Below are 26,678 nucleotides of genomic sequence, written 5' to 3'. Positions count from 1 at the left end.
CACCGCGACCGCACCCAAAGCAACGACAACGATCGTGCTGCGCCGTCTGCATGCAGCGCCGGTTTCAACTTCTGGAGCTTCCCCATGTCTGCACTTTTCGAGGCGACCGCACTGGTCGTGCCATTTGAAAACCTGAGGATGACCGACGTCGAGTCGGTTGGCGGCAAGAACGCCAGCCTCGGCGAAATGATCTCGCAGCTGCCACAGGGTGTGCGCGTGCCGACCGGTTTTGCGACCACGGCTCACGCGTTCCGCCAGTTCCTGGCGCACGACGGCCTGGCCGACAAGATCAGCAAGCGCCTGGCTGCGCTGGACACCGAAGACGTGCGCGCCCTGGCCGCGGCCGGTGCCGAGATCCGCGCCATGGTCGAGGCCCAGCCATTCCCGGCCGACCTGCAGAAAGCCATCGGCGAGGCCTTCGCCACGCTGAGCGCCGGCAACCCCGCCGCCTCGTTCGCCGTGCGCTCCTCGGCCACCGCCGAAGACCTGCCCGACGCTTCGTTCGCCGGTCAGCAGGAAACCTTCCTGAACGTGGTCGGCATCGACGACGTGCTGCACAAGATGAAGGAGGTGTTCGCCTCCCTCTACAACGACCGCGCCATCAGCTACCGCGTGCACAAGGGCTTCGAGCACGACGTGGTCGCGCTCTCGGCCGGCGTGCAGCGCATGGTGCGCTCCGACCTTGGCGCCGCCGGCGTGATGTTCACCATCGACACCGAGTCGGGCTTCGACCAGGTCGTGTTCATCACTTCGAGCTACGGCCTGGGCGAGACGGTGGTGCAGGGCTCGGTGAATCCCGACGAGTTCTACGTGCACAAGCCGACCCTCAAGGCCGGCAAGAAGGCCGTCATCCGCCGCAACCTCGGCTCCAAGCTGATCCAGATGGAGTTCGCCACGCCCGAAGAGAAGAAGGCGAGCGGCAAGCTGGTCAAGACCACCGACGTCAAGGCCGAGCAGCGCAACCGCTACTCGCTGAGCGACGCCGACGTCGAGCAACTGGCCCGTTACGCGCTGGTGATCGAAGAACATTACGGCCGCCCGATGGACATCGAGTGGGGCAAGGACGGCACCGACGGCCACCTCTACATCCTGCAGGCGCGTCCTGAAACGGTGAAGAGCCAGCAGCAGGGCAAGGCCGAGCAGCGCTACAAGCTGCTGGGCAAGGGCGCCGTGCTGGCCGAAGGCCGTGCCATCGGCCAGAAGATCGGCACCGGTGCCGTGCGCATCGTGCACAACATCAGCGAGATGGACCAGGTGCAGGCCGGCGACGTGCTCGTCACCGACATGACCGACCCCAACTGGGAACCGGTGATGAAGCGCGCTGCCGCCATCGTCACCAACCGCGGCGGGCGCACCTGCCACGCGGCCATCATCGCGCGCGAACTCGGCATTCCGGCCGTGGTCGGCTGCGGCGACGCCACCGACCTGCTCAAGGACGGCACGCTCGTCACCGTGAGCTGCGCCGAGGGCGACACCGGCTTCATCTACGACGGCCTGCTCGAGACCGAAGTGACTGAAGTGCAGCGCGGCGTGATGCCCGAGATCGATCTGAAGATCATGATGAACGTGGGCAACCCCCAGCTCGCCTTCGACTTCGCGCAGCTGCCGAACCACGGCGTGGGCCTGGCGCGCCTGGAGTTCATCATCAACAACAACATCGGCGTGCACCCGAAGGCGATCCTCGACTACCCGAACGTCGACAACGACCTGAAGAAGGCCGTCGAGTCGGTGGCCCGCGGCCATGCCTCGCCGCGCGCGTTCTACGTCGACAAGGTGACCGAGGGCGTCGCGACCATCGCCGCCGCGTTCTGGCCCAAGCCCGTCATCGTGCGTCTCTCGGACTTCAAGTCGAACGAGTACCGCAAGCTGATCGGCGGCAGCCGCTACGAGCCCGAAGAAGAAAACCCGATGCTGGGCTTCCGCGGCGCCGCGCGCTACCTGAGCGCTGACTTCGGCGAGGCCTTTGCCATGGAGTGCGAGGCGCTCAAGCGCGTGCGCAACGACATGGGCCTGACCAACGTGCAGATCATGGTGCCCTTCGTGCGCACGCTCGGCCAGGCCGAGCGCGTGACCACGCTGCTGGGCGAGCATGGCCTCAAGCGCGGCGAGAACGCGCTCAAGCTGATCATGATGTGCGAAGTGCCGAGCAATGCCGTGTTGCCGGAAGAGTTCCTGAAGTTCTTCGACGGCTTCTCGATCGGTTCGAACGACCTGACCCAGCTCACGCTGGGCCTGGACCGCGACTCCGGCCTCGAGTTGCTGGCGGCCGACTTCGATGAGCGCGACCCGGCCATCAAGGCGTTGCTGAGCCGCGTCATCAAGGCCTGCAAGGCCGAAGGCAAGTACGTCGGCATCTGCGGCCAGGGCCCCAGCGACCACCCGGACTTCGCGCTGTGGCTGGCGGAGCAGGGCATCGAATCGATCTCGCTGAATCCGGACAGCGTGATCGACACCTGGCAGCAACTGGCCCAAAGAGGCTGAGCCAGCGCGCGGCGGGCATGCACCGCCACGTGATGCCACGCGGCGAATGGCGGAAATCCCCATGGGGGATTCCCCCGTGCCCGCCTGTGCAAATGAAACAAAGTGCGTTTCCGGTGTCAGACTCGTGACATTCGCAGGCGGCGCAATCCGGCTGCCTGCCTGAGGTGATGTGGGCCCGTCAGGGCCTGTGTCAGCACTTCGCTGGAGACCCCCATGATTCTTGTCAAGACGGAAGCCGGACAGCAGGTCCTCAAGGACCGCTCGGTGCCGTTGACGCCGCGCCAGCGCTCGGCCTTCATCCAGTTCGACGGCAAGCGCTCAATCGACGACGTGCTGGCCTCAGGGCTGGGCATCGGGCGCGAGGAGGTCGAGCAGATGGTCGCCCTGGGCCTGCTGGCGCCTCTGGCCGGCCAGCCGCCAGCCGTGGCGCCCGCAGTTTCGGCGGCCCCGGCGCCTGTTGCATCTTCCGGCCGCAGCCGGCAGCAGCGCTACAAGGACGCGTACCCCATCGCCACCCAGCTGACCGGCAGCCTGGGCCTGATGGGCTTCCGGCTCAACCTCCAGGTCGAAGGCACGACCAGCTACGAAGACCTCCTGGCACTGGCACCCAAGATCCGCGCCGCCGTTGGCGCGGAGAAGGCCGCCGCCCTCGACAAGGCCCTCAACGACTGAGGTGCCTTGCCGGATCGCGCAACACAGGGCTATAATCGCCGGCTTTGCCTTGCCATACCGCGCCCGACGCTGCGGGTGGCTTTTCCTCTTCCACGGAAGAATCCACAAGGAGTGCCATGCGTCACTACGAAATCATCTTGCTCATCCACCCGGATCAGAGCGAACAAGTTCCGGCCATGCTGGAGCGTTACAAGGGCCTGATCACGGCCGGCGGCGGCAAGGTCCACCGCGTTGAAGACTGGGGCCGCCGTCAGCTGGCCTACCAGATCAACAAGCTCAACAAGGCCCACTACCTGTGCGTCAACATCGAAGCTGAACAAGCCGTGATGGGTGAACTGGAACACGCGTTCAAGTTCAACGATGCCGTGCTGCGTCACCTGACCGTTCAGAAGAAGAAGGCCGACACCGGTCCTTCGTCGATGATGAAGACGGTCGAGCGCGAAGAGGCCCGCAAGGCCCAGCAGGCCGAATACGCCGCCAACAACAACTGATGGCGTGACGGCTGCCGCTGCGGCGACCGGGGTCAACCAGCTTCTGCTGACCGCCTCTGTCGCCGAACTCGGAACCCTGCGATACACGCCAGCCGGCCTGCCCGCCCTCGATCTGAAGCTCGACCATGAGTCGACGCTCCAGGAGGCGGGAAAGCCCCGGCAGGTGAAGACGGCCCTCAAGGCCGTTGCGTTCGGCGCCATCGCCGAGCGGCTCGCAGCGCAGTCGATGGGAAGTCTCTGGCGATTCCAGGGGTTTCTCGCGACACCGGGCAACGGCAAGCATCCGGTCCTGCACATCCAGGATTTTCAGCAAGATTAATTTTCGACAAGAGGTCCCCCAATGGCCACGTTCAAGAAATTCAACAAAGACAAGCGCCCGAAGCGCAACACCCAGTCGCTGCTGTTCAAGCGCAAGCGCTTCTGCCGTTTCACCGTCGCTGGCGTCGAAGAAATCGACTACAAGGACATCGACACGCTGCGTGACTTCATCAGCGAAAACGGCAAGATCATCCCCGCACGCCTGACCGGCACGCGCGCGATCTACCAGCGTCAGCTGAACACCGCCATCAAGCGCGCGCGCTTCCTGGCCATGGTGCCGTACAGCGACCAGCACCGCGTCTAAGAAGGAGCACACACCATGCAAATCATTCTTCTGGACAAGGTTCTGAACGTCGGCGGCCTGGGCGACATCGTCAAGGTCAAGGACGGCTACGCACGCAACTTCCTGATCCCCTCGGGCCGCGCCCGTCGCGCCACCGCTGCCAACAAGGCCGAATTCGAAGCCAAGCGCGTCGAACTCGAAAAGGCTGCGGCCGCCAAGCTGGCCGAGTCGCAAGCCCAGGGCGAGAAGCTCGCCGGCTCGACCGTCAAGCTGACCCAAAAGGCTGGCGTGGACGGCCGTCTGTTCGGTTCGGTCACCAACGGCGACATCGCTGAAGAGCTGAACAAGCAAGGCTACAAGGTTGCCAAGTCGCAAGTGCGCCTGCCCAACGGCCCGATCAAGGTTGTTGGCGACAACACCGTGAGCGTCTCGCTGCACACCGACGTGGTCGTCGAGATCACCGTCACGGTCTACGGCGAAACCGCCTGATCGTTCGCAGCGCCCGGTGCGCTGATGCAAGAAAGCCGCCTTCGGGCGGCTTTTTCTTTTCTGCGCGCGAGTTGTCCACCTCGCCGCACCGGAAGTTCACTGTTTATTAACAACCTTGTCCACACACGCCGCGCCCTGCGCGGCTTAGCATGCAGGGTTGCAAGGGAAGTCCATGTCCGCCGTTTTCTCCTATGCCGACAATGATTCGTCGGCCGACCGCCAGATCGCGCAACTGCGCATTCCGCCTCACTCCATCGAGGCCGAATCCAGCGTGCTGGGTGGCTTGCTGCTGGACAACGGTGCCTGGGACCGCATGGGCGACCTGCTGGTCGACGGCGACTTCTACCGCCACGAGCACAAGCTGATTTACGCGGCCATCGGCGGGCTGATCAATGCCAGCAAGCCGGCCGACGTGATCACGGTCTTCGAGCAGTTGCAGAACCTGGGCAAGGCCGATGACATCGGCGGGCTGGTCTACCTGAACTCGCTCGCGCAGTACGTGCCGAGCGCGAGCAACATCCGGCGCTACGCCGAGATCGTGCGCGAGCGCTCCATCCTGCGCAAGCTCGTGACCGCCGCCGACGAGATCGCGACCAACGCCTTCAATCCGCAGGGCAAGCCGGTCGACAAGATCCTGGACGAAGCCGAGCAGAAGATCTTCAACATCGGTGAAGAAGGCACGCGGATGAAGCAGGGCTTCCAGAGCATGGATTCCCTGGTGGTCGAGCTGCTCGACCGCGTGACCGAGATGGCCGAGAACCCGAATGACATCACGGGCGTGCGCACGGGTTTCAACGACTTCGACAAGATGACCTCGGGCCTGCAGCCGGGCGACATGATCGTGCTGGCCGCGCGTCCCTCGATGGGCAAGACCTCGCTGGCGATCAACATCGCCGAGCACGTGGCGCTCGAAGAGGGGCTGCCGGTGGCGGTGTTCTCGATGGAAATGGGCGCCGCCCAGCTGGCGGTGCGTATCGTGGGTTCCATCGGCCGCATCGACCAGGGCCACCTGCGCACCGGCAAGCTCAGCGACGAGGAGTGGCCGCGCCTGACCGAGGCCATCGAGAAGCTGCGCACCGTGTCGCTGCACATCGACGAGACGCCGGGCCTCTCGTCCAGCGAGCTGCGCGCCAATGCGCGCCGGCTGGCGCGCCAGTACGGGCGCCTGGGCCTGATCGTGGTCGACTACCTGCAGCTCATGTCCACCAGCAGCTCGGGCGACGAGAACCGCGCCACGGCCGTGGGCGAAATCTCGCGCGGCCTGAAGATGCTGGCCAAGGAATTGAAGTGCCCGGTGATCGCGCTGTCGCAGCTCAGCCGTGGCGTGGAAGCGCGTACCGACAAGCGCCCCATGATGAGCGACTTGCGCGAATCCGGCGCCATCGAGCAGGACGCGGACATCATCATGTTCATCTACCGCGACGACTACTACAACAAGGAGTCGAAGGAGCCGGGCGTGGCCGAGGTGATCATCAGCAAGCACCGGAACGGCCCGACCGGCACGGTGAAGCTGGCCTTCCTGAAGCCGATCACCAAGTTCGAGAACCTCGTCGGCTACAGCAACAACGACGAGTACTGACCGCAGGGCAGCTCGTCAGCCGGCATCGCTGCCGGGTTCCGAGGCCGGCGGCTTCTGCTCCCACACCTTGTGGCGCTGCGTCTCGGCTTTCACCTGTCGCAGCAGGTCGGCCAGCGTCTTGCCTGGCTCGTCCTGGAAGCGCGTGGTGAGCACCTCCACCGCCTCCATGCGGTCGACCCGGAAGCCGCGGAAATCGTTGCGCAACTCGCACCACGTCGAGAGCGTCCAGACCTTGCCCCAATAGAAGCAGCCCAGCGGCCGCACCGTGCGCTCGCTGGCGTCGCCCGAGACGTCGCGGTAGTGCAGCCGCAGCTTCTGGTGCGCCTGCACGGCCTCGCGCAGCGTCTGCAGCCGGGTGCGCAGGGCGTCGTCGAGGCCGAGCGCGGGTGCATACAGCGCCAGCGCTTCGGCCGACACGCGCGCCGCCGGTGGCAGCACCGACAGGATCTTTCCCAGGCCCGTCTCGATGTTGCGCGCCATCGCGGGATCGACCCAGCTCTGGGTCATGCGTGCGGCGGCCACGAGTGCCGACGCTTCGTCCTGCGTGAACATCAGCGGCGGTAGCTCGAAGCCCGCGCCGAGGCGGTAGCCGACGCCGGCCTCGCCCTCGATCGGCACGCCCTGGTGCTGCAGGTCGGCGACATCGCGGTACACCGTGCGCTCGGACACCTCCAGGCGCTGTGCCAGGAAGGCGGCCGTGGTGAGCCGGCGGCCGCGGATGAGCTGCACGAGCTGGAAGAGGCGGTCGGCGCGGCGCATCAACGCGTTCCGACGAGCTTCCTGGCGAAGTCCTCGACAAAGTAGCGCTTGCCGCGCTGGACCACCGTGTGGCCTTCGGCCTCGAGGCGCGACATCTGGGCCTCGATGCCACCCGGGTACTTCGGGTTGAGCTCGCCGCCGATCTTGAGCGTGCGCCAGTACGGCGTGCTTGGCGCGCGGCCGGCGCCGGTCGTCATGGCTTCCTCGGTGGCGTGGGCCACCATGTGGGCGAAGATGGCCGTGGTCACGGTGCAGCCGATGGTGGCCTGGTGGCGCGCCGCGATGTCTTCGCCGATGCCGAGCACGGTCGCGAGCCGGCCTTCGGGCACGCCACGCATGGCCTCCTCGACCTCGGCGGGCGAGGGCGTGGCGATGGTGCCCTCGCCGTGCCGCGCGCGCATGGCCGGGGGAATGGCCTTCACGTTCGGCAGGTTCGGGTAGCCGGCCAGCCTGTCGCGCCAGCCCTTGCGTGTGCTCATGAGACTCCGATGTGGATCGCCACGGCGTCCGGCCCCTCGTAGGCTTCGAAATCGCTGCGGTAGCGGCGCACGATTTCCGGGTGCGCCTCGAAATACTGCCAGATGCGCTGCCAGGTGGCGATCACCATCTGCGGCATCTCGCCGCGGCCGGTGAACACGAGGTAGTCGCCGGCTTCGATGGCGACGCTGTTGGCGCCATCCGAGACGGCGACGCCGGCCGTCATGTCGAAGGCGCCGTGCGCGTCCGATTCGTAGGCGGAGTAGACGCTGAAGATGCGCGTGTCGCTGGTGCGGTGCGGCGTCGACTCGTAGGTCTGTTCGCCGAAGAAGCGGTTCCACAGCGCGCCGATGCGTGCGGTGGCGGGGTCGATCTCTTCGCGGTTGGTGGTGCGTACCGTGAGGCCGGCGACGCGGAAGGCGTCGTGGGGTTGGCGGATGGGGTCCATGCGTTGTTTCTCCGGAAGTGGCGGATGAGGAGGGCGAAAGCGCTCAAAACAGGAGCGCCTTCGGTTCGGCCTTCATCGTCTGCGCGATCAGTTTCATGTCGATGTCGGTGATGTCGAACAGGCCGAAGCGGAACTTGTAGCCCCATTGCTTCGGGGTTTCGATGAAGGCGAGGCGTTCGATCAGCGGGGCGATGGGCGCCTCGTGCGCGGCGACATAGGCCACGTCGCGACGCCATGGGACGAAGCCGTTGCCCATGTCGAACTCGTAGGGATCACCGGGCTGCACGATGCCCAGCGCCACGAAGCTTTGCAGCTTGTCCGTGCCGCCGAACACCGTGGCCGGCGCGTAGTAGGCCACGCGGTCGCCCGCCGCCACGCGCTTGAGCGGCGCGAGCTTGCCGTGGCCCACCTGCATGAACCCGAGCGGCCGGTGGTCCCGGCCGCGCCGGGCGTGCTCGGCGCTGGCGACCGCAATCCAGTTGCGTTGTGCCATGGTGTCTCAGGCGGGGGCGTGCAGGCCGACTTCGTTGCCTTCGGTGTCGCGCAGGTGGGCGATGAAGCCCATGCCCGGCGGCAGCGCCGACTTGGGGGCCACGATCTGCCCGCCGGCCGCTTCGACGCGCGAGAGCACGGCATCGATGCTGGGCATGCAGTCGAGGTAGACGCGGATGCCGCTGCCCGCCTGCGCGCTGGTGTTGGCGCCGGGCTTCAGTGCACCGCCGGTGGCGGGGTCATCGTAGGGAAACACGGCCAGGGGGTTGCCGCCGAAGTCTTCGCGGCGCAGCTTGCGCGCGAGCACGGTTTCGTAGAAGGCCTGGGCGCGGTCCAGGTTGGCGACCGGAATCTCGAACCAGGTGATGGCATGGGTGGTCATGAAGAGCTCTCTTTCGTTCGTTGCGTTGGAAGGAGCCTGGATGGTGCGAGCCGCCTCCTGACAACGTCTTGTCAGTAGCCTGTCATGGCGGGCGAAAAAAAGCCCGCGATGCTCTGGGAGCATGCGCGGGCTTGTGTCGGCCGGAGCCGATGAATTTAGAGCACGTCGCTTGCGAAGTCGGCCAGGCGCGAGCGTTCGCCGCGCGCCAGTGTGATGTGCCCGCCGTGCGGCCAGCCCTTGAACTTGTCGACCGCGAAGGTCAAGCCCGACGAGCCTTCGGTGAGGTAGGGCGTGTCGATCTGCGCGAGGTTGCCCATGCAGATGATCTTGGTGCCCGGGCCGGCGCGGGTGATCAGCGTCTTCATCTGCTTGGGCGTGAGGTTCTGCGCCTCGTCGATGATCACGTACTTGTTCAGGAAGGTCCGGCCGCGCATGAAGTTCATGCTCTTGACCTTGATGCGGCTGCGGATCAGCTCGTTGGTGGCCGCGCGGCCCCACTCGCCGGCACCGCCGCCGTCGCCCTTGGCCAGGAATTCGAGGTTGTCGTCGAGTGCGCCCATCCAGGGGCCCATCTTTTCTTCCTCGGTGCCGGGCAGGAAGCCGATGTCTTCACCGACGCTCACGGTGGCGCGCGTCATGATGATCTCGGTGTAGCGCCGGTCGTCGAGCACCTGCGTGAGGCCGGAGGCCAGTGCCATGAGCGTTTTGCCGGTGCCGGCCGTGCCGGTCAGCGTGACGAAGTCGATCTCGGGGTCCATCAGCAGGTTCATCGCGAAGTTCTGCTCGCGGTTGCGCGTGTTCACGCCCCACACCGCGTTCTTGCCCGAGCTGTAGTCCTTGAGCGTCTTGAGCACCGCGGTCTTGTCGCGGATTTCGGTGACGCGTGCATACATGCTCGGCTCGCCGGGCGCCTCGAAGAAGACGAACTGGTTGATGTAGAGGTTGGGCACCAGCGGACCGCTGATCCGGTAGAAGGTGTTGCTGCCGCTTTGCCAGCTTTCGACCGTCTTGCTCTGGCGGGTCCAGAAGTCGGGCGGGAGCGCGAGCGAGCCGGCGTAGAGCAGGTCGCCGTCTTCCAGCGTCTTGTCGTTCTGGTAGTCGTCGGCGGCCAGGCCCAGCGCGCGCGCCTTGACGCGCATGTTGATGTCCTTGGACACCAGCACCACTTCCTGCTTCGGCTTGCCCGGACGGTCCTTGGCGTACTCGTCGCGCAGCGCGTGCACCACGCCCAGGATCTGGTTGTCGGCCTTGCCCTGGGGCAGGCTGATCGGCAGCGAGTAGTCGAGCGGGGCGGTCTGGAAGAAGAGGCGCCCGCCGGCTTCGCGGTGGCCGGTGGTGTCCAGCTTCAGGCCCTTGTCGATGTCGGCGTCCTGCGCGGCGGCCAGCGCGTCGAGCGTGCGGCTGGTCTGGCGGCCGTTGCGCGCGACTTCGGTCGTGCCCTTCTTGTGGCCGTCGAGCTCTTCCAGCACGATCATCGGCAGGAAGATGTCGTGTTCCTCGAAGCGGAACAGGCACATCGGGTCGTGCAGCAGCACGTTCGTGTCGAGCACGAACAGCTTGGCGGGACCGGTGGACTTGCGCTTGGGGCGTGCCGGGGCCTGCTGGGGCGCCGCGACGGGCGTGGCGGCGGCTGGGGCGGGCGTGGGCACGCGCGTCTCGACCTGCACCATCGCGGGTTGTTGTTGCTGCTGCGGTGCGCTCACCGGTGCCGACGTGGGCGCCGGGGCGGGTGCCGCCTTGGTTTTCGAGCGGCGTGCCGGACGCGCTGGGCGTGCAGTGGGCGCATCGCCGCCGCCTTCCGTGCCGAGGTTGTCGAACAGCTCCAGCGGCTGCGGTCCGCTCTTGGCGGGGGCGTCGTCGCGCGAATCGCCGGAACGGCGCGAGTTTCTGTGCGAGGGACGGGCGGGTGCGTCGATGGCATCCGGCGAGAGCAATGCGGCGCGTTTCGTGGGGGCGGGAGGCAATGGCATGGGTCAGGTCGCTCGCAAGGAAGAAAGAGGAGGGCCGGAAAACGAAAAAGCCGCCTGTAGACCCAGGCGGCTTCGTTCGGAGGATGCGGTCGTGGAGCTCAACGGCATGAGGCCATTATGCACACCGCAAAAGACGCACCAGAGGCTCTTTGCACACTGCGTGGGGCAATTCCCACGACTTGATGCAAAAGCGCACGCCCGGTGCCTTGCGGCGTGATCAGGCGGCCTTCTTGAGTGCCTTGACGGCCTTGAGGACGTCTTCGACATGACCCGGAACCTTGAGCCCGCGCCATTCGGCCTTCAGGATGCCGTCGGCGCCGATCAGGAAGGTGCTGCGCTCGATGCCCTTGACCTTCTTGCCGTACATGATCTTGTTCTTGACCACGCCGAACATGTGGCACATTTTTTCTTCGGTGTCGGCAATCAGTTCGAAGGGGAGTTCGAGCTTGGCCTTGAATTCGTCGTGCGACTTCATGTTGTCGCGCGACACGCCGAAGACGGTGGCACCGGCTTTTTCGAAGTCTTTGTAGTGGTCGCGGAACTGCATCGCTTCGGTCGTGCAACCCGGAGTGTTATCTTTCGGGTAAAAATACATGACCATGACGTGGCCGAGGTGCGAGGTGTTCGAAACCTTGATGCCGCCCGTGGCGTTGGCGTCGAATTCAGGAATGGGTTTGTTGACAACGATCGCCATGAAACTTGTTTTCTCCGTTAGATTCCGTTCTCCGAGCCCTCTCAGCCTTTTTCGGGCTTGCTCGATGAACGGAGGATTGGTCGTTGCTAACTTGGGGTAGCTGGCCGGTTCGCAACCCGGTATTTTACCTCGAAAACCCCTCTCTCAGCCACCCGCCGGGCTCTCGACGAGCAGGGCGGCGATGACGTGCCGGCCTTCGCCGGCCAGGATGTTGTAGGTCCGGCAGGCCGCCGGGGTGTCCATGGTCTCCACGCCGGTGCGTTGCGCCATCAGGGGCTGCAGCCAGGCCGGTTGGGGAAATCGGATGCGGTTGCCGCTGCCGAAAATGACCAATTCGGCGCCCAACGAGGCCAATTGCGCGAATTGTTCGGGGCCCAGCTGGTCGAAACGCGTGCAATCCCAGGCAAAGCGTTCGCCACGCGAACCCACGACCACGCTGCCCTCCACCTTTTCGTTGTTGATCGCGACCCAGCCGGGGCCGTGTGCGGTGAGGGTCTGGACGTCGGATTTGTCGGGCTGGAGCTTCATCGGGGCACTGGGAACTGTGGTCAAATTATAGGTTTTCCCTAGTGACACGAGGCCCGCAGGGGCCTTTGACCTTCGAGTAAACCCGCCCGGGAGGGCCCCTTTGAAGCAGCTCAAGAAATCGGCCAAACTGGCCAACGTCCTCTATGACATCCGCGGTCCCATCATGGACGCCGCCAAGCAGATGGAGGAAGAAGGCCAGAAGATCATCAAGCTCAACATCGGCAACCTGGCCGTGTTCGGCTTCGATGCGCCTGAGGAGATCCAGCAGGACATGATCCGCAACCTGCCGACCTCGGCGGGCTATTCGGACAGCAAGGGCGTTTTCGCGGCGCGCAAGGCCGTGATGCACGAGACCCAGAAGCAGGGCATCGCGGGCGTCACGCTCGACGACATCTACCTGGGCAACGGCGCCAGCGAGCTGATCGCCATGTCCACCAACGCGCTGCTCAACGACGGCGACGAGCTGCTGCTGCCGGCCCCCGACTACCCGCTGTGGACCGCCTCCACGAGCCTGTCGGGCGGCACGCCGGTGCACTACCTGTGCGACGAGGACAACGGCTGGATGCCGAACCTGGCCGACATCCGCGCCAAGATCACGCCCCGCACCAAGGGCATCGTGGTCATCAACCCGAACAACCCGACCGGCGCGCTCTATTCCGACGACCTGCTCAAGAGCCTCGTCGAGATCGCCCGCGAGCACGGCCTCGTGATCTTCGCCGACGAGGTCTACGACAAGGTGCTGTACGACGGCGTCAAGCACACGGCCATCGCGAGCCTGTCGACCGACGTGCTCACGCTGACCTTCAATTCGCTCTCCAAGAGCTACCGCTCGTGCGGCTACCGTGCCGGCTGGCTCGTGGTGTCGGGCGACAAGCGCAGCGCCCGCGACTACATCGAGGGCCTGAACATGCTCTCGAACATGCGCCTGTGCGCCAACGTGCCGGGCCAATGGGCGATCCAGACGGCGCTCGGCGGCTACCAGAGCATCAACGACCTCGTGTGCGAGGGCGGGCGCCTGCGCCGCCAGCGCGACCTGGCCTACGAGCTGATCACCGCCATTCCGGGCGTGAGCTGCGTCAAGCCCAGCGCCGCGCTTTACATGTTCCCCAAGCTCGACCCCGCGGTCTATCCGATCGCGGACGATCGCCAGTTCTTCCTCGAGCTGCTGAAGGAAACCCGCGTGATGCTGGTGCAGGGCACCGGCTTCAACTGGGCCACGCCGGACCACTTCCGCATCGTGTTCCTGCCCCATGAAGACGACTTGCGCGAGGCCATCAACCGCATCGCCAAGTTCCTGGAGCAGTACCGGTTGCGTCGCAAGACGGGACCATGAAATCCGTCTGCGTCGCTGCCGCGCTGTTGCTGGGCGCACTGTCTGTCGGCGCGGCCGGGAAGAAAGAGCCGGTCTCGTTCTCGCACAACGACTGGGAGCTGGTCTGCGACAACACGCTGACCTGCCGCGCCGCCGGCTACCAGGCGGACGGCGGGGAGCACCAGCAGGTGTCGATGCTGATCACCCGCGCGGCCGGGCCGAACACGGCCCTCGACATCCAACTGCAGATCGGCGATGACGGCAGTGCCAAGGGGCCGCTGCGCTTCAAGGTCGGCAAGGCCGCGCTGTCCGGTCTCGACACGGGAACCGCCAGCTTCGACCAGGGCCAGATCCGCGCCGTGCTGCCCGAGTTGCTCAAGAGCGACGACGCCACCGTCACGGCCAACGGCGGCAAGAAGTGGACGCTGTCGCTCGCCGGCCTCAATGCCGTGCTGCTGAAAATGGACGAAGCGCAGGGCCGCATCGGCACCCCGGGTGCGCTGGTGCGCAAGGGCGCCAAGCCCGAGTCTTCCGTGCTGCCACCGGTGCCCATGCCCGTCGTCCATGTGGTCAAGCCGCCGAAGGCGCGGCCTGGCGACGACGCGCTGGCCGCGCGCATCTTTCCGTCGCTCGACCTCAAAGAAGCGCGCGAGCGGTGCAACAACCAGGACCAGGTCAACGCCAAGTCGGTGGAGGTTCACCGCCTGAACGACCGCAAGGTGCTTCTGGCGCTGGGCTGCGGCGTGGGCGCGTACAACTACACCACGCTGCTCTGGACCGCCAACGACAAGCCGCCCTATGCGCCCGTGTCGCTCGAGGCGAGCGGCGAGTTCGACGAAAAAGACGCCAGCGTCACCTCTTCCATGAAGGGCCGCGGCATCGGCGATTGCTGGTCGAGCGAAACCTGGCACTTCAACGGCACGACCTTCGTGCGCACCGGTGCGAACGGCGACGGCATGTGCCGCGGCTTTGCGGGCGGCGCCTGGAGCCTGCCGCGCTACGTCAGCCGCCTCGTGGACGCCGCAGCACCGTCTCTCACCTCATCCAAACCATGAACGCGACCCCTCCCATGAAATCCATCCAAGTAGGCCTGCTCGGCGCAGGCACGGTCGGCAGCGGCACCTTCAAGGTGCTCCAGCGCAATCAGGAAGAAATCAAGCGCCGCGCCGGCCGCGGCATCGAGATCACCATGGTGGCCGACCTCGACACCGCCCGTGCCCGCGAAGTGGCCGGCGAAGGCGTGAAGGTGGTCGCCGATGCGCGCGAAGTCATCGCCAATCCCGACATCGACATCGTCATCGAACTCATCGGCGGCTACGGCATCGCCAAGCAGCTCGTGCTCGAAGCCATCGCGGCCGGCAAGCACGTGGTCACGGCCAACAAGGCGCTGCTCGCCGTGCACGGCACCGAGATCTTCGCGGCCGCGCATGCCAAGGGCGTGATGGTGGCCTTCGAGGCCGCGGTGGCCGGCGGCATCCCGATCATCAAGGCGCTGCGCGAAGGCCTCACGGCCAACAGCATCCAGTGGCTGGCCGGCATCATCAACGGCACGACCAACTTCATCCTGTCCGAGATGCGCGACAAGGGCCTGGACTTCGCCACCGTGCTGAAGGAAGCCCAGCGCCTGGGCTACGCCGAAGCCGACCCCACCTTCGACATCGAAGGCGTCGACGCCGCGCACAAGGTCACGCTGATGAGCGCCATCGCCTTCGGCATTCCGGTGCAGTTCGACAAGGCCCACATCGAGGGCATCACCAAGCTCGCTGCACAAGACATCAAGTACGCCGAGCAGCTCGGCTACCGCATCAAGCTGCTGGGCGTGACCAAGCGCACCGCCCAGGGCATCGAGCTGCGCGTGCACCCGTCGCTCGTGCCGTCCAAGCGCCTGCTGGCGAACGTCGAAGGCGCCATGAACGCCGTGGTCGTGCACGGCGACGCCGTCGGCACCACGCTGTACTACGGCAAGGGCGCCGGCAGCGAGCCGACCGCCAGCGCCGTGATCGCCGACCTCGTCGACATCACCCGCCTGCACACCGCCGACGCCGCGCACCGCGTGCCGCACCTGGCCTTCCACCCCGACGCCATGAGCGACCTGAAGGTGCTGCCGATGGCCGAGGTCGTCACGAGCTACTACCTGCGCCTGCGCGTGGCCGACCAGGCCGGCGTGCTCGCCAAGGTGACGGGCCTGCTGGCCACCGCCGGCATCAGCATCGACGCCGTGCTGCAGCGCGAAGCCGACGAAGTGGGCGGCGAAGGCTCGACGCAGACCGACCTCATCATCCTCACGCACGACGCGCGCGAAGGCACCGTCGACGACGTCATGGCCGAGCTGCAGGCGCTGCCGACCGTGCTCGAGCCCATCGTGCGCATCCGCAAGGAAGAGTTGAAGTGAACTACCTGAGCACCCGCGGCCACGCCGACCGCAAGCGCTTCTGCGAAATCCTCCTCGAAGGCCTGGCGCCCGATGGCGGCCTGTACCTGCCCGAGACGTACCCGCAGGTCGACACCGCCACGCTCGCCAAATGGCGCACGCTGCCCTACGCCGAGCTGGCCTTCGAAATCCTCTCGCTGTACATCGACGACATTCCTGCGGCCGACCTGAAGGCGATCTGCGCGAAGACCTATACGGCCGAGGTGTTCGGCACCGACGAGATCGTGCCGCTGCGCGAGCTCGAAGATGGCGTGTACCTCGAAGCCCTGTCCAATGGCCCCACGCTGGCCTTCAAGGACATGGCGATGCAGCTCTTGGGCAACCTGTTCGAGTACGAACTGGCCCGCCGCGGCGCCGAGCTCAACATCCTGGGCGCCACCAGCGGCGACACCGGCAGCGCGGCCGAGTACGCCATGCGCGGCAAGAAGGGCGTGCGCGTCTTCATGACCTCGCCCGACGGCCGCATGAGCCCGTTCCAGCAGGCGCAGATGTTCAGCCTGCAGGACGCCAACATCCACAACATCGCCATCACCGGCGTGTTCGACGACTGCCAGGACATCGTCAAGGCCGTGTCGAACGACCTGGGCTTCAAGCGCAAGTACCGCATCGGCACGGTCAACTCGATTAACTGGGCGCGCCTGCTGGCGCAGGTCGTCTACTACTTCGCGGGCTACTTCCAGGCCACGGCGAGCAACGACAAGCCGGTGAGCTTCACGGTGCCCTCGGGCAACTTCGGCAACGTCTGCGCGGGCCACGTGGCGCGCATGATGGGCCTGCCGATCCAGACGCTGGTGGTCGCCACCAACGAGAACGACGTGCTCGACGAGTTCTTCCGCACCGGCGTGTATCGCGTGCGCGCAGCGGTCGACACGCACGAAACCTCCAGCCCGTCGATGGACATCAGCAAGGCCAGCAACTTCGAGCGCTTCGTGTTCGACCTCGTCGGCCGCGATGCAGACCGCCTGCGCCAGCTGTTCGTGGACGACCTGGGCCTGACGGGGAGCTTCGACCTGAGCGCCGACCCGGCTTTCAAGCAGGCTGCCGAGCGCTTCGGTTTTCGCAGCGGCCGCAGCACGCACGCCGACCGGCTCGCGATGATCCGCGACACCGAGAAGCGCTTCGCCACGCTGATCGACCCGCACACCGCCGACGGCCTCAAGGCCGCGCGCGAGCAGCTCACGCCCGGCGTGCCGATGGTGGTGCTCGAAACTGCGCTGCCGATCAAGTTCGCGGCCACGGTGGTCGAGGCGCTGGGCGAGGAGCCCGCGCGCCCGAAGAAGTTCGAAGGCATCGAAGCCTTGCCCAAGCGCGTGGTCCAGCTGCCGGCCGATGCCGAGGCCGTCAAGGCCTACATCGCCCAGCACTGCGACTGACCGGGGCGTCCGCGGCATGAAGGTCGTCGGCTTCGCCGGGTATTCCGGCGCAGGCAAGACCACGCTGTTGGAACGCCTGATTCCCGTGCTCAAGCAGCGCGGGCTGCGCGTGTCGGTGGTCAAGCATGCGCACCACCGCTTCGACATCGACCACGTCGGCAAGGACACCTGGCGCCATCGGCAGGCCGGGGCCTTCGAGGTGGTCGTCGCGTCCGACCAGCGGCTCGCGCTGATGCGCGAGTTCGAGGTGCCGGTCGAGCTCACGGTGCACCAGCTGCTCGCCGAGCTGCATCCGGCGGTCGACTGGGCGCTGGTCGAAGGCTTCCGGCACAGCGACGTGCTCAAGATCGAGGTCTGGCGCCCGAGCGGCGACGGCGAGGCACCGCGCCCCGCGCTGTACATCGACGACCCCTTTGTCACCGCCATCGCCACCGATGCGCCGGACGGCCTGCCCGAGGCCACGGCGCGTCCGGTGCTCGACCTCAACGACGCCGAGGCCATTGCCACGTGGTTGATCGACAGCGGCGAGCGCTTCGACTACAACCCCGGACACCATGGCTGATTCCTCTCCCGTTCCCTTCGCCGCCTCGTCTTCGCGCCCGCCGCTGATGCCGCTCGATGAAGCGATTGCGGTGCTGCTCGCCAAGGCCCGGCCGCTGCTGCCGGCCGAAAGCGTCGGCACCTTCGATGCCGACGGGCGCGTGCTGGCGCAGGACCTCGTCTCCGGCCTCACGGTGCCGCCGCGCGACAACAGCGCGATGGACGGCTATGCCGTGCGCGCGGCCGATTGCGCCACGCCCGGCACCGAGCTGGCCGTGACGCAGCGCATTCCCGCCGGCACCGTCGGCACGCCGCTCGCGGCCGGCACGGCGGCGCGCATCTTCACGGGGGCGCAGATTCCCGAAGGCGCCGACGCGGTCGTCATGCAGGAAGACACGACCGCCATGCCTCAAGAGGGCGGCCTGGGGTCGGTGCGCATCGCCATCGCGCCCGTGGCCGGCCAGTGGGTGCGCCGCGCAGGCGAGGACGTGGCCTCGGGCGACGTGGTGCTCCAACGCGGTGAACGTCTCACGCCCGCCGCGCTCGGCCTGGCCGCCAGCGTCGGCTTCGACCGTCTTCAGGTCGCGCGCAAGCCGCGCGTGGCCATGCTCTCGACCGGCGACGAGCTGGTGATGCCCGGCGAGGTCGCGCCCGACGCGATGAAGCCCGGCGCGATCTACAACTCGAACCGCTTCTTCATGCGCGCGCTGCTGCACCGCCTGGGCTGCGAGGTGAACGACCTGGGCATCGTGCCCGACAACCGCGAGGCCACCATCGCCGCGCTGCGCGAGGCGGCCGAGGCGAGCGACCTGATCATCACCACCGGCGGCGTCTCGGTCGGCGAAGAAGACCACATCCGCGCCGCGCTGCAGTCGCTGGGCGAGCTGCAGCATTGGGCGCTGTCGATGAAGCCCGGCAAGCCTTTCGCTTACGGCTCGATCGCGCGCAGGAACGGGCAGGGCGTGTGCCACGTCACGGGGCTGCCCGGCAACCCGGTGTCGAGCTTCCTGACCTTCCTGATGCTGGTGCGGCCCTTCCTGCTCGCGCTGCAGGGGGCCACGCGCGTGGCGCCCGCAGCCGTGCCGCTGCGCGCCGATTTCGACTGGCCACGCGCCGACAAGCGCCGCGAGTTCCTGCGCGTGCGGCGCAACGCGGCGGGCGGGCTCGACCTGTTCGCCAACCAGAGTTCGGGCGTGCTCACCTCGATGGTCTGGGGCGACGGGCTGGTCGACAACCCGGCGGGCCGGACCATCCAGGCCGGCGACACCGTGAACTTCATTCCCCTCGCATCGCTGCTCGGCTGAACCACCCCATGAAGGTCCGCATCCGTTATTTCGCCTCCGTGCGCGAGGCACTGTCCAGCAGCGGTGAAACCGTCGACACGGCCGCCGGCACGCTCGCAGCCCTGCGCGACGAGCTCATCGCCCGCGGCGGCGCCTACGCCAGCGCGCTCGCGCGCGGCAAGGCCGTGCGCATGGCGCTCGACCAGGCCATGAGCGACGAAGCCGCCGCGCTGAACGACGACTGCGAAGTCGCGTTCTTCCCGCCCGTCACGGGCGGCTGAGCCGCGCGTCCAGCGCCACGAGGCGCTCGCGCAGGCCGTCCGACGCGCGCGTCATCGGCGAGCGCAGCTCATCACGCAGCTCGCCCGCATGCGCCAGCAGCGCCTTCAGCGGGCCCGGGTTGGGTTCGGCAAACAGCATCTCCAGCAGCGGTTGTAGCGGCTGCCATTCGGCGCGCGCCTCGGCCAGCCGGTTCTCGGCCAGCAGGCGCACCAGCCGCACGAGGCGCTTCGTCTGCACATGGCCGCTGGCCGCGATGGCGCCCACGCCGCCTTCGGCCATGGTGGCGAAGATCTGGTGGTCTTCGCCCGTGAGCACCTGCAGCCGGCCGTCGGCGATCACCGCGCGCGTCTTGGCCATGTCACCGCCGCAGTCCTTGATGCCGCGGATGCGCGGGTGCTCGGCCAGCGCCAGCATCGTCTCGCGCGCGATGGTCACGCCGGTGCGGTAGGGAATGTCGTAGACCAGCACGGGCACCGTGCTGGCATCGGCGATGGCATGGAACCACTCGAGCACGCCGGCCTGCGACGGGCGGATGTAGTGCGGCGCGGCCACCAGCAGGCCCGCCAGCGGGCGTTCCGAGAGCTTGCGCGCCCACGCCGTGGCCTTGCCCAGGTGATAGCCCGACACGCCCATGACGACCGGCAGGCCGCCCGCGGCGGTCAGCACGGTATCGAGCACGGCCAGCTGTTCGGCCTCGTCGAGCGCGGCGGCTTCGCCGGTCGAGCCGCAGGGCACGAAGCCGGTCACGCCGTCGTCGGTAAGCCGGCGCACGAGCGCCGCCAGGGCGGTGTGGTCGACGGCGCCATCGCGGAACGGGGTGACGAGGGCGACCCACAGGCCCGAGAAATCGGTGGCGGTGTCGGCGGTTGGTTGTTGATGTGGCACGCAGGCTTCCTTTCAGGAATCGACCGATGGAAAGAACCACCGTCCGATGCGCGCGCAACCCAAGAGGGGCCAAAGCCTTGGCAGGTTCCGTCGCTCATCCGACGACGGAACCTCGGCTCCGGTCAGACGAGCTTTGGTTTTTTGGCTTTGTTGCCCTGGCGCGCGCGTGCCTGGCCTTCGAACGAAGGCGAGAGGCGGGTGGACGTGCGGCGCGAAGGCATGGGCTGCATTGTCGCGCCTAGGCCGGCGGTGCGGTGGCGCTGCGTTGCAGGCTCACGACACGGCCGCCCTCGGCGGCGCGGGCATTGCCCAGGAACTCGACGGTGACCTGGTTGCCCAGCTGCGCGTCGGTCTTGAGGTCGAGTGCGCCGAACAGCTGGCCGTCGACCCGGAACCATCGCACCTCGGCCGTGTGCTTGCCCTGCGGCACCTGGGCCGTGAGGATTTCGGTGACCGGCCCGCTCACCGTGTGCAGGTGCGTGAACCGGCGTGCGCGCAGCAGCTGCGGCAGCACGCCGACCGCGAACACCAGCGCACAGATGGCGGCCGCGTACCCCGCCATGAACAGGCCGAAGCCCGGGCGAAAACCGTCGGCCCACGCCGTCCCGATCGCCAGGACCGCGCCGCCCGCCAGCACGACGCCCATGAAGCGGCGGTCCGAGCGCCCGGCGCGCCGACGGTCGCGCGAGGTGGCCGGCCGCTCGGTGCGCGTGGCCTGGCGTGCCATCGGATAACGCGTGCGCAGCAGCAGATGCACGGCGTTGTCGCGTGCCACGCATTCGATCTCGACGGGCGCCTGCGCCAGGTGCCGCACCGCCGTCAGCGGCCGGCCCGTGGCGTGGCTGCGAGGCGCGTCCAGGCCCAGCACCGGCACGACGTCGACGTGGAACTGGCCGTCGACCGTGTAGCGCAGCGCGCCGCCGGGCAGGGCGGCCACGTGGTCCACGGTGCCGGCCACGGTGAACTTGCTGTTCTTCGCCAGGGCCTCGCGGGTGGCCTGGGCCAGGCGCCGGTCGATCCGCGTCCGATGGGTGAACAGCCACACGCCCACCAGCAAGGTGACCAGCGCCGCCGCGTTCATCGCCAGGGCCAGGCCCGCCGGGGCGCCGGGCAGCCGCCCGATCACCACGAAGACGAGGGCGCAACCCGCCAGCAGCACGGCCAGCACCGCCAGGCCGGCAGCCGGGGTGTGCGCGGCAAGGTCGACGCGCCGCAGCATCTCGACATCGTCGGGTGTCAGGGGCTGCGACGTGGGGGCCGGCATCGGCGCAGTGTAGGGCGGCAGTGCCACAATTTGGGCATGTCTTCGCTCCCTCGCGTTTCCATCCAGACAGCCGACTTCGATGCCGGTGCCGAGATCGCCGCCCTGCGCGCGGCCGACGCGCGCGTCGGCGCTGTCTGCAGCTTCATCGGCACCGTGCGCGACCGCAACGACGGCAGCACCATCGCCTCGATGGAGCTGGAGCACTACCCCGGCATGACCGAGAAGGCCATCGAGGCCATGATCGACGCGGCCCACAAGCGCTTCGACATCCTCGGCGCGCGCGTGATCCACCGCGTGGGGCTGCTGCAGCCGCAGGACCAGATCATGATGGTGGCGGTGGTGTCCGCCCACCGCGGCCAGAGCTTCCAGGCCTGCGAGTTCCTGATGGACTACCTGAAGACCCAGGCCCCGTTCTGGAAGAAGGAGCAGACGCCCGAGGGCGCGCGCTGGGTCGATGCCCGGGTGACCGACGACGAGGCGCTGGCGCGCTGGGGCATCGCGGCCTCGAACAGCGCCACCTGAGCGGCGCGGTCGAGACTTACGGCGCGATCAGCGCCGAGGTCGCCAGCGCCTTGGCTTCCGCGCCGCAATCCTGAGTGGGCACGGCACCCGCCGCGCGTGCCTTCGCAATCTCCGACCGGGCACCCGCCATCTGCGCCTGGAACACCGGGTTCGTGTGCAGCTTCGCCACCGTCGCCGCGCCGACCAGCCGGCCGTTCTCGATGTCGCTCTGCCAGTGCACGCCGCAGATCGCGCGGCTCTGCGAGAAGGCCCGTCCGCGCTGCAGCAGCGCGTCGGCGCGTTCGGGGGCGAGTTCGGTCAGCACCAGCGCCCAGGCCCAGCCCACGGCCGAGTGGCCCGAGGGGTAGGAGCCGTCCTTGGCCAGCGAGGCCTCTTCGGCGGGCGTGCAGCTGCCGGTCTTGAAGGCGACGAAGGGGCGCGTGCGGTTGTAGGTGTTCTTGGCCTTGTAGGTGGCCGAGCCGGCGTCGGCCAGCGTGCGGCGCAGCAGCATGTTCAGGTTCGGCGTGGCCTGCTCGGAGATGGGCATGCCCAGCGCACACGAGAACACCTCGGTGGCCTTCGGGAACTTGAGGTTGGCGTCCTGCACCGCCAGCGCGCCGCGCGGCGTGCCCTGCAGGGCCGTGAGCGCGCGGAAGGTGGCGCCGTCGGCCGCCAGCGCGGCCGAGCCCTCAGCCGGGGGCGCCGGCAGCAGGGCGAGGCTGTCGGGCAGCTCGGCGGCGGGCAGGTAGCCCTTGAGGTAGCCCGAACCCGGGCGCAATTCGCCGACTTCGGCGGGGGAGATCGGCGCGGTGCTGCCGCAGGCGCCGAGCAGCAGCGCGGCCGCCAGCGAGGCGGCGAGGGTCGTGAATCGCATGAGGGGTGTGTCTCCGGCTTTGTTGTTGGAAGGTGAGGTCCCATCGTAGATGGGACCCCACCGGGCCGAAGATCACTCATGTGACGGCCGTCTCAGGCCGCGCAGCTCAGGGCTTGAAGCCGCTCGCCTGGATGATCTTTTCCCAGGTCTGCGTGTAGGTGCGCACGCGGCCCGCGAACTGGCCCTGGGGCTCGTAGCCGACCGTCAGGCCCATGGTGGTGAGCTTCTGCTTCACGTCGGGCATGGCCAGCACCTTCTGCAGCGCGTCGCCATACTTGTCGATGACGGCTTGCGGCGTGCCCACCGGCGCGAAGATGCCGTAGTAGGGCAGGTCTTCCAGGTTCGCAAAGCCCAGCTCGGTGAAGGTCGGCACGTTCGGCAGCAGCGCCTGGCGCTTGGCGCCGATGGACGCAACGATGCGCACCTTGCCCGCGCGGTGGTTCTCGATGAAGTCGGGCACCGACGCGATGCCCGCCGTGATCTGGTTGCCCAGCATGTCGGCCGTCATGGGCGCGCTGCCGCGGTAGGGCGCGGGCTGCACGTCGATCTTGTACTTGTCCGAGATCATCTTCACCAGGAACTCGGGGATCGACGCGGGTGCCGGCACGCCGATGGTTTCCTTGCCGCCCTTTTGCGTGCGGATCCACTTCACGTACTCGTCGATGCTCTTGGCCGGCGTGCCGCCCGACACCGCCAGCACGTTGGCGAAGGTGGCGAAGCCGGCCACGGGCACGAAGTCGGTCGCGGGGTTGAAGCCCGGGTTCTTCACCACCTGCGGCAGGATCGAGATGGAGTGGTCATGCGACAGGAACAGCGTGTGGCCGTCGGCCGGCGCGGCCTTCAGCGCCTGCGCCGCGATCTGGCCGCCCGCGCCCGCGCGGTTCTCGACCACCACGGGCACGCCCAGCACGTCCTTGAGCTTTTCGCCCAGGGTGCGCGCAATGGCGTCGGTGCCCGCGCCGGCGGGAAAGCCCACCAGCAGGCGCACCGGCGTGCCGCTCTGGGCCTGCGCCAGGCCGGCCATGCCCAGGGCCGCTGCCAAGAGACCCACGCTGAACGCGCGGCGCATCGGTTGGACGCGCTGCATTGAAAAAACCATGATCGACTCCATTCGAAGAAAGAGAGAAATGCCTACGGCGGGACGGTGCGGGGCCCGGTGCAATACCCGTGCCCAGGGTGCAAATCCGATTCGCAACCTTGAATCGTGCCCGAACAGCCCTATTTTGGATGCAGGAATACCACCATGCGACAAGACAAACTCACCACCAAATTTCAGGAAGCACTGAGCGACGCCCAGTCGCTCGCCCTTGGCAGCGACAACGCCTACATCGAGCCGGCCCACCTGCTGGTCGCGATGCTGCGCCAGGACGACGGCCCGCGCGCCCTGCTGGAGCGTGCCGGCGTCAACGTGCCCGGGCTGCTGCAGGCCGCCGAAGGCGCCATCAAGAAACTGCCCCAGGTGCAGGGCCACGACATCGTGCAGGTCGGCCCCGAGCTGGGCAAGCTGCTGCAGGCGACCGAGAAGGAAGCCATCAAGCGCAATGACCAGTTCATCGCGGGCGAACTTTTTCTGCTCGCCGTGGCCGACAGCAAGGCCGACATCGGCAAGATCGCCAAGGACAACGGCCTGAGCCGCAAGTCGCTCGAGGCCGCCATCGAGGCCGTGCGCGGCGGGCAGGGCGTGAACAGCGCCGACGCCGAAGGCCAGCGCGAAGCCCTCAAGAAATACTGCCTGGACCTCACCGAGCGCGCCCGCCTGGGCAAGCTCGATCCGGTCATCGGCCGCGACGAAGAAATTCGCCGCGCCATCCAGGTGCTGCAACGCCGCACCAAGAACAACCCCGTGCTCATCGGCGAACCCGGCGTGGGCAAGACCGCCATCGTCGAAGGCCTGGCCCAGCGCATCGTCGCGGGCGAAGTGCCCGAGTCGCTCAAGGGCAAACGCGTGCTGTCGCTCGACATGGCCGCGCTGCTGGCTGGTGCCAAATTTCGCGGCGAGTTCGAGGAGCGGCTGAAGACTGTTCTGAACGAACTCGCGAAGGACGAAGGCCAGACCATCGTCTTCATCGACGAGCTTCACACCATGGTCGGCGCCGGCAAGGCCGAAGGCGCCATGGACGCAGGCAACATGCTCAAGCCCGCGCTCGCACGCGGCGAGCTGCACTGCGTGGGTGCGACTACGCTCGACGAGTACCGCAAGTACATCGAGAAGGACGCCGCGCTGGAGCGCCGCTTCCAGAAGATCATCGTGGGCGAGCCCAGCGTCGAGGCCACCATCGCCATCCTGCGCGGCCTGCAGGAGAAGTACGAAGTGCACCATGGCGTGCAGATCACCGACCCGGCCATCGTGGCCGCGGCCGAGCTGTCTGATCGCTACATCACCGACCGCTTCCTGCCCGACAAGGCCATCGACCTCATCGACGAGGCCGCGGCCAAGATCAAGATCGAGATGGACTCCAAGCCCGAGGTCATGGACCGCCTGGACCGCCGCCTGATCCAGCTGCAGATCGAGCGCGAAGCCGTGCGCCGCGAGAAGGACGAAGCCTCGCAGAAGCGCTTCGGCCTCATCGAGGACGAGATCACCAAGCTGCAAAAGGAAATCGCCGACTACGACGAGATCTGGCAGGCCGAGAAGGCCCAGGCCCAGGGCAGCGCGCACGTGCGCGAAGACATCGACAAGATCAAGTTCCAGATCGAGGAGTGGAAGCGCAAGGGCGACTTCAACAAGGTCGCCGAGCTGCAATACGGCCAGCTGCCGGCGCTCGAGAAGCGCCTGAAGGAAGCCGAGGAGAGCGAGGCGAGCAAGGGCAAGTCCAGTGCGCCCACGCTGCTGCGCACGCAGGTCGGTTCGGAAGAAATCGCTGAGGTCGTGGCGCGCGCCACCGGCATCCCGGTCGCCAAGCTCATGCAGGGCGAGCGCGACAAGCTGCTCGTGATGGAAGACAAGCTGCACGAGCGCGTGGTCGGCCAGGACGAGGCCATCGGTGCGGTCGCCAATGCGATCCGCCGCTCGCGCTCGGGCCTGTCCGATCCGAACCGCCCCACGGGCTCGTTCCTGTTCCTCGGCCCCACGGGCGTGGGCAAGACCGAGCTGTGCAAGGCGCTCGCGGGCTTCCTGTTCGACAGCGAAGACCACCTGATCCGCATCGACATGAGCGAGTTCATGGAGAAGCATTCGGTCGCCCGCCTCATCGGCGCGCCGCCAGGCTACGTGGGCTATGAAGAGGGCGGCTACCTCACGGAAGCCGTGCGCCGCAAGCCCTACAGCGTGGTGCTGCTCGACGAGGTCGAGAAGGCCCACCCCGACGTGTTCAACGTGCTGCTGCAGGTGCTCGACGACGGTCGCCTCACGGACGGCCAGGGCCGCACCGTGGACTTCAAGAACACCGTGATCGTGATGACCAGCAACATCGGCTCGCCGATCATCCAGGCGATGGTCGGCCAGCCGAGCGAGGAGATCAAGGAAGCGGTGTGGGACGAGCTGAAGAACTACTTCCGCCCCGAGTTCCTGAACCGCATCGACGAGACCGTCGTGTTCCACGCGCTCGACGCGAAGAACATCGAATCGATCGCCGCGATCCAGCTCAAGGTGTTGCAGGCGCGCCTGGCGAAGATGGACCTGGGCCTGCAGGTGTCGCCCGCGGCGCTGGCCGAGATCGCCAAGGTCGGCTTCGACCCGGTGTTCGGTGCGCGTCCGCTCAAGCGTGCGATCCAGCAGCGCATCGAGAACCCGCTCTCGAAGCTGTTGCTGGACGGCAGCTTCGGGCCGAAGGACACGATCGAGGTCGAAACCGACCCGATCCAGTCGCCGGGCCAGTTCTCGTTCCGCAAGGGCGGGGAACCAACGGCGGCTGCATCGGCCTAAAGTCG

The 26,678-nt window shown here is 67.2% G+C and carries 28 protein-coding genes; 16 read left to right on the top strand and 12 right to left on the bottom strand.

What is annotated here, in order from left to right:
• Positions 1–84: 84 nt before the first annotated feature.
• The 7 genes from ppsA to dnaB all read left to right on the top strand — a co-directional run bounded on the left by ppsA (position 85) and on the right by dnaB (position 6,313).
• Positions 85–2,481, top strand: a complete 2,397-nt coding sequence (gene ppsA / locus AC1RLW_RS09285) for a phosphoenolpyruvate synthase (protein ID WP_062473021.1) — start codon at positions 85–87, stop codon at positions 2,479–2,481.
• A gap of 213 nt (positions 2,482–2,694) precedes the next feature.
• A complete protein-coding gene (locus AC1RLW_RS09280) occupies positions 2,695–3,153 on the top strand; it encodes a hypothetical protein (protein ID WP_493192856.1) in 459 nt (152 codons plus the stop codon).
• Between the two features lie 116 nt (positions 3,154–3,269).
• Entirely contained in the window at positions 3,270–3,644 is a 375-nt protein-coding gene (rpsF, locus tag AC1RLW_RS09275; protein ID WP_062473016.1) for a 30S ribosomal protein S6, read from the top strand.
• A gap of 4 nt (positions 3,645–3,648) precedes the next feature.
• Positions 3,649–3,963 carry a primosomal replication protein N gene (gene priB / locus AC1RLW_RS09270; RefSeq protein ID WP_062473014.1) on the top strand — a complete coding sequence of 105 codons (315 nt, stop codon included), beginning with the start codon at positions 3,649–3,651 and terminating at the stop codon, positions 3,961–3,963.
• A 21-nt stretch (positions 3,964–3,984) separates the two neighbouring features.
• Positions 3,985–4,266 carry a 30S ribosomal protein S18 gene (gene rpsR, locus AC1RLW_RS09265; RefSeq protein WP_007830781.1) on the top strand — a complete coding sequence of 94 codons (282 nt, stop codon included), beginning with the start codon at positions 3,985–3,987 and terminating at the stop codon, positions 4,264–4,266.
• 15 nt (positions 4,267–4,281) lie between these two features.
• Positions 4,282–4,734 (top strand): 50S ribosomal protein L9, encoded by a 453-nt coding sequence (rplI, locus tag AC1RLW_RS09260; protein ID WP_056583114.1) that lies wholly within the window; start codon positions 4,282–4,284, stop codon positions 4,732–4,734.
• A 172-nt stretch (positions 4,735–4,906) separates the two neighbouring features.
• Positions 4,907–6,313: a replicative DNA helicase gene (gene dnaB / locus AC1RLW_RS09255; protein ID WP_062473012.1), complete on the top strand. Its 1,407-nt coding sequence runs from the start codon at positions 4,907–4,909 to the stop codon at positions 6,311–6,313.
• Between the two features lie 15 nt (positions 6,314–6,328).
• Here dnaB and AC1RLW_RS09250 read toward each other — a convergent pair whose 3' ends face one another.
• The 8 genes from AC1RLW_RS09250 to AC1RLW_RS09215 all read right to left on the bottom strand — a co-directional run bounded on the left by AC1RLW_RS09250 (position 6,329) and on the right by AC1RLW_RS09215 (position 12,063).
• A complete protein-coding gene (locus AC1RLW_RS09250) occupies positions 6,329–7,072 on the bottom strand; it encodes a helix-turn-helix transcriptional regulator (protein ID WP_493192855.1) in 744 nt (247 codons plus the stop codon).
• Positions 7,072–7,551, bottom strand: a complete 480-nt coding sequence (locus tag AC1RLW_RS09245) for an MGMT family protein (RefSeq protein ID WP_493192854.1) — start codon at positions 7,549–7,551, stop codon at positions 7,072–7,074. The genes AC1RLW_RS09250 and AC1RLW_RS09245 overlap by 1 nt, the downstream gene beginning before the upstream one ends.
• Complete coding sequence (locus tag AC1RLW_RS09240; RefSeq protein ID WP_159272547.1) at positions 7,548–7,997, bottom strand: GyrI-like domain-containing protein; 450 nt, start codon at positions 7,995–7,997, stop codon at positions 7,548–7,550. Before AC1RLW_RS09240 ends, AC1RLW_RS09245 begins: the two co-directional genes overlap by 4 nt.
• 43 nt (positions 7,998–8,040) lie before the next feature.
• Positions 8,041–8,490, bottom strand: coding sequence for an EVE domain-containing protein (locus AC1RLW_RS09235; protein WP_070059600.1), 450 nt, complete (start codon positions 8,488–8,490; stop codon positions 8,041–8,043).
• Positions 8,491–8,496: 6 nt separating this feature from the next.
• Entirely contained in the window at positions 8,497–8,871 is a 375-nt protein-coding gene (locus tag AC1RLW_RS09230) for a VOC family protein (RefSeq protein ID WP_062473002.1), read from the bottom strand.
• Positions 8,872–9,026: 155 nt separating this feature from the next.
• On the bottom strand, positions 9,027–10,841 hold the full coding sequence (locus tag AC1RLW_RS09225) for a PhoH family protein (RefSeq protein ID WP_492695245.1): 1,815 nt from the start codon (positions 10,839–10,841) through the stop codon (positions 9,027–9,029).
• 217 nt (positions 10,842–11,058) lie between these two features.
• The gene (locus AC1RLW_RS09220; protein WP_062472998.1) at positions 11,059–11,535 is read right to left on the bottom strand and encodes a peroxiredoxin; all 477 of its coding nucleotides are present in this window, start codon (positions 11,533–11,535) and stop codon (positions 11,059–11,061) included.
• A gap of 144 nt (positions 11,536–11,679) precedes the next feature.
• Positions 11,680–12,063: an Mth938-like domain-containing protein gene (locus tag AC1RLW_RS09215; RefSeq protein ID WP_062472996.1), complete on the bottom strand. Its 384-nt coding sequence runs from the start codon at positions 12,061–12,063 to the stop codon at positions 11,680–11,682.
• 100 nt (positions 12,064–12,163) lie between these two features.
• Here AC1RLW_RS09215 and AC1RLW_RS09210 point away from each other — a divergent pair, with 100 nt between their 5' ends.
• Genes AC1RLW_RS09210 through AC1RLW_RS09180 form a run of 7 tightly spaced genes read left to right on the top strand, consistent with a single transcriptional unit; the run spans position 12,164 to position 19,283 of the window.
• The gene (locus tag AC1RLW_RS09210) at positions 12,164–13,396 is read left to right on the top strand and encodes a pyridoxal phosphate-dependent aminotransferase (protein WP_070059597.1); all 1,233 of its coding nucleotides are present in this window, start codon (positions 12,164–12,166) and stop codon (positions 13,394–13,396) included.
• Positions 13,393–14,430 carry a DUF1176 domain-containing protein gene (locus AC1RLW_RS09205; protein WP_493192853.1) on the top strand — a complete coding sequence of 346 codons (1,038 nt, stop codon included), beginning with the start codon at positions 13,393–13,395 and terminating at the stop codon, positions 14,428–14,430. The genes AC1RLW_RS09210 and AC1RLW_RS09205 overlap by 4 nt, the downstream gene beginning before the upstream one ends.
• Before the next feature lie 14 nt (positions 14,431–14,444).
• A complete protein-coding gene (locus AC1RLW_RS09200) occupies positions 14,445–15,767 on the top strand; it encodes a homoserine dehydrogenase (RefSeq protein ID WP_493192852.1) in 1,323 nt (440 codons plus the stop codon).
• Positions 15,764–17,179, top strand: coding sequence for a threonine synthase (gene thrC / locus AC1RLW_RS09195; RefSeq protein WP_492732439.1), 1,416 nt, complete (start codon positions 15,764–15,766; stop codon positions 17,177–17,179). The genes AC1RLW_RS09200 and thrC overlap by 4 nt, the downstream gene beginning before the upstream one ends.
• Positions 17,180–17,195: 16 nt before the next feature.
• Positions 17,196–17,741: a molybdopterin-guanine dinucleotide biosynthesis protein B gene (mobB, locus tag AC1RLW_RS09190; RefSeq protein ID WP_493192851.1), complete on the top strand. Its 546-nt coding sequence runs from the start codon at positions 17,196–17,198 to the stop codon at positions 17,739–17,741.
• Positions 17,734–19,023, top strand: coding sequence for a molybdopterin molybdotransferase MoeA (locus AC1RLW_RS09185; RefSeq protein ID WP_493192850.1), 1,290 nt, complete (start codon positions 17,734–17,736; stop codon positions 19,021–19,023). Before mobB ends, AC1RLW_RS09185 begins: the two co-directional genes overlap by 8 nt.
• A gap of 8 nt (positions 19,024–19,031) precedes the next feature.
• On the top strand, positions 19,032–19,283 hold the full coding sequence (locus AC1RLW_RS09180) for a MoaD/ThiS family protein (protein WP_159277539.1): 252 nt from the start codon (positions 19,032–19,034) through the stop codon (positions 19,281–19,283).
• Here the strand turns inward: AC1RLW_RS09180 and dapA are convergent.
• Together dapA and AC1RLW_RS09170 are read right to left on the bottom strand one after the other, a co-directional pair.
• A complete protein-coding gene (gene dapA, locus AC1RLW_RS09175; RefSeq protein WP_493192849.1) occupies positions 19,270–20,169 on the bottom strand; it encodes a 4-hydroxy-tetrahydrodipicolinate synthase in 900 nt (299 codons plus the stop codon). The genes AC1RLW_RS09180 and dapA overlap by 14 nt on opposite strands.
• Positions 20,170–20,407: 238 nt before the next feature.
• Positions 20,408–21,433, bottom strand: a complete 1,026-nt coding sequence (locus tag AC1RLW_RS09170) for a hypothetical protein (protein WP_493192848.1) — start codon at positions 21,431–21,433, stop codon at positions 20,408–20,410.
• Positions 21,434–21,469: 36 nt separating this feature from the next.
• Here AC1RLW_RS09170 and AC1RLW_RS09165 point away from each other — a divergent pair, with 36 nt between their 5' ends.
• Positions 21,470–21,955: a molybdenum cofactor biosynthesis protein MoaE gene (locus AC1RLW_RS09165; RefSeq protein WP_493192847.1), complete on the top strand. Its 486-nt coding sequence runs from the start codon at positions 21,470–21,472 to the stop codon at positions 21,953–21,955.
• Between the two features lie 16 nt (positions 21,956–21,971).
• Here the strand turns inward: AC1RLW_RS09165 and AC1RLW_RS09160 are convergent, their stop codons facing one another.
• Positions 21,972–22,808 (bottom strand): acid phosphatase, encoded by an 837-nt coding sequence (locus tag AC1RLW_RS09160; RefSeq protein WP_493192846.1) that lies wholly within the window; start codon positions 22,806–22,808, stop codon positions 21,972–21,974.
• Between the two features lie 106 nt (positions 22,809–22,914).
• A complete protein-coding gene (locus tag AC1RLW_RS09155; protein WP_159272524.1) occupies positions 22,915–23,895 on the bottom strand; it encodes a Bug family tripartite tricarboxylate transporter substrate binding protein in 981 nt (326 codons plus the stop codon).
• Positions 23,896–24,051: 156 nt separating this feature from the next.
• Here AC1RLW_RS09155 and clpB point away from each other — a divergent pair, with 156 nt between their 5' ends.
• Complete coding sequence (clpB, locus tag AC1RLW_RS09150) at positions 24,052–26,673, top strand: ATP-dependent chaperone ClpB (protein WP_159272522.1); 2,622 nt, start codon at positions 24,052–24,054, stop codon at positions 26,671–26,673.
• Positions 26,674–26,678: the final 5 nt, after the last annotated feature.

This window comes from Variovorax sp. GW822-FHT04A09, from assembly GCF_058801005.1.
Note: the sequence above shows the minus strand (reverse complement) of the source record. Positions and strands in the feature narration are given on the sequence as shown.

Coding starts and splice junctions, on each gene's coding strand:
- ppsA (WP_062473021.1), top strand. CDS start 85: ATGTCTGCACTTTTCGAGGCGACCGCACTGGTCGTGCCATTTGAAAAC.
- AC1RLW_RS09280 (WP_493192856.1), top strand. CDS start 2,695: ATGATTCTTGTCAAGACGGAAGCCGGACAGCAGGTCCTCAAGGACCGC.
- rpsF (WP_062473016.1), top strand. CDS start 3,270: ATGCGTCACTACGAAATCATCTTGCTCATCCACCCGGATCAGAGCGAA.
- rpsR (WP_007830781.1), top strand. CDS start 3,985: ATGGCCACGTTCAAGAAATTCAACAAAGACAAGCGCCCGAAGCGCAAC.
- rplI (WP_056583114.1), top strand. CDS start 4,282: ATGCAAATCATTCTTCTGGACAAGGTTCTGAACGTCGGCGGCCTGGGC.
- dnaB (WP_062473012.1), top strand. CDS start 4,907: ATGTCCGCCGTTTTCTCCTATGCCGACAATGATTCGTCGGCCGACCGC.
- AC1RLW_RS09250 (WP_493192855.1), bottom strand. CDS start 7,072: ATGCGCCGCGCCGACCGCCTCTTCCAGCTCGTGCAGCTCATCCGCGGC.
- AC1RLW_RS09245 (WP_493192854.1), bottom strand. CDS start 7,551: ATGAGCACACGCAAGGGCTGGCGCGACAGGCTGGCCGGCTACCCGAAC.
- AC1RLW_RS09240 (WP_159272547.1), bottom strand. CDS start 7,997: ATGGACCCCATCCGCCAACCCCACGACGCCTTCCGCGTCGCCGGCCTC.
- AC1RLW_RS09235 (WP_070059600.1), bottom strand. CDS start 8,490: ATGGCACAACGCAACTGGATTGCGGTCGCCAGCGCCGAGCACGCCCGG.
- AC1RLW_RS09230 (WP_062473002.1), bottom strand. CDS start 8,871: ATGACCACCCATGCCATCACCTGGTTCGAGATTCCGGTCGCCAACCTG.
- AC1RLW_RS09225 (WP_492695245.1), bottom strand. CDS start 10,841: ATGCCATTGCCTCCCGCCCCCACGAAACGCGCCGCATTGCTCTCGCCG.
- AC1RLW_RS09220 (WP_062472998.1), bottom strand. CDS start 11,535: ATGGCGATCGTTGTCAACAAACCCATTCCTGAATTCGACGCCAACGCC.
- AC1RLW_RS09215 (WP_062472996.1), bottom strand. CDS start 12,063: ATGAAGCTCCAGCCCGACAAATCCGACGTCCAGACCCTCACCGCACAC.
- AC1RLW_RS09205 (WP_493192853.1), top strand. CDS start 13,393: ATGAAATCCGTCTGCGTCGCTGCCGCGCTGTTGCTGGGCGCACTGTCT.
- AC1RLW_RS09200 (WP_493192852.1), top strand. CDS start 14,445: ATGAAATCCATCCAAGTAGGCCTGCTCGGCGCAGGCACGGTCGGCAGC.
- mobB (WP_493192851.1), top strand. CDS start 17,196: ATGAAGGTCGTCGGCTTCGCCGGGTATTCCGGCGCAGGCAAGACCACG.
- AC1RLW_RS09185 (WP_493192850.1), top strand. CDS start 17,734: ATGGCTGATTCCTCTCCCGTTCCCTTCGCCGCCTCGTCTTCGCGCCCG.
- AC1RLW_RS09180 (WP_159277539.1), top strand. CDS start 19,032: ATGAAGGTCCGCATCCGTTATTTCGCCTCCGTGCGCGAGGCACTGTCC.
- AC1RLW_RS09170 (WP_493192848.1), bottom strand. CDS start 21,433: ATGCCGGCCCCCACGTCGCAGCCCCTGACACCCGACGATGTCGAGATG.
- AC1RLW_RS09165 (WP_493192847.1), top strand. CDS start 21,470: ATGTCTTCGCTCCCTCGCGTTTCCATCCAGACAGCCGACTTCGATGCC.
- AC1RLW_RS09160 (WP_493192846.1), bottom strand. CDS start 22,808: ATGCGATTCACGACCCTCGCCGCCTCGCTGGCGGCCGCGCTGCTGCTC.
- AC1RLW_RS09155 (WP_159272524.1), bottom strand. CDS start 23,895: ATGCAGCGCGTCCAACCGATGCGCCGCGCGTTCAGCGTGGGTCTCTTG.
- clpB (WP_159272522.1), top strand. CDS start 24,052: ATGCGACAAGACAAACTCACCACCAAATTTCAGGAAGCACTGAGCGAC.